General features: G+C 57.8%; 1 pseudogene. It reads right to left on the bottom strand.

The features are described from left to right. Positions 1-328: 328 nt before the first annotated feature. A pseudogene (locus G3446_RS27270) lies at positions 329-412 on the bottom strand (transposase family protein); the annotation flags it as partial. Between the last annotated feature and the right edge of the window lie 97 nt (positions 413-509).

The following is a 509-nucleotide window of genomic DNA, read 5'->3' on the forward strand; positions in this document are numbered from 1 at the left end:
AGAAAGAACTCGATTCATTGCTCACGTTGAATTTTCAGGCATTCAAGAAATGTGATCTTGTGCCTATATGAAGTATACATGCTCGATTCCATCGATCCGTCATTAGTGTCATCCAACACGAACCCAGCGCTCATGGCCGCAGTGAAGCAGCGGCTCGCTACGCCTTCGCCATCAAGCCGACAGGTGTCAGAGGATGGATCACAGCCGAATGCCTTCCCGCGCAATGTTACGCAGCAGCGCCGGATTCGAGTAGGTCTCCGGGTGTCCCCATTCGTCGAGCCAGATCGATATCGGCGAAATCGCAATGCCCGTAGCCCAGCAGCGCCTCGGCCCAGTTCCGGAAGCACGCCTCGAACGCCTCGGGCTGCAGCAGGCTGAAGACGCGCCCGACCGTGTCGTGCGAGGGGATGCCACCGGGCCGTCGGTCGCCAATTGAGCCTGGCCACCGTCCCTGATGGATTTTCCCCTTTAAATAGTCATTTTGCATGAGGGAGAGGGGTGGGCCTCCC

The organism is Thiorhodococcus minor (genome assembly GCF_010820565.1).
Taxonomy (GTDB): Bacteria; Pseudomonadota; Gammaproteobacteria; order Chromatiales; family Chromatiaceae; genus Thiorhodococcus; species Thiorhodococcus minor.